The organism is Rothia sp. SCPM-O-B-18226 (M350), assembly GCF_058213595.1.
Window position 1 is genome coordinate 1 of record NZ_JBYQJS010000017.1, and the last position, 299, is coordinate 299.

The window sequence follows — 299 nt, forward strand, 5'->3', positions numbered from 1 at the left end:
ATCTCGATGTGCCCTAATCTTGCCCAGCAGCAAGAGATGCTTCAGGTACTCATGGATGCTAAACCTGCAGGGGTTGAACCGGTCTTGCACTCGGATATGGGGTGGCAGTATCAGCACGAGTTCTACGTCAGAACGCTTGCTGATAATGGTTTCATCCAGAGTATGTCACGTAAAGGTAACTGCATTGATAATGGTGCCACCGAGCAGGTCTTTGGACACATTAAGGACGAGTTCTTTCGCGGCCAGGACTGGCAGACCTTCGAGAGCTTCAAAGCCGACCTTGATGCCTATATCACGCA

1 protein-coding gene is annotated in these 299 nt (G+C 50.5%); it reads left to right on the forward strand.

The genetic code is table 11. The annotated features are described in order from the left end of the window. The coding region (locus AC3E6W_RS08730; protein ID WP_490652881.1) for an IS3 family transposase at nucleotides 1-299 on the forward strand (299 nt) is incomplete at both ends.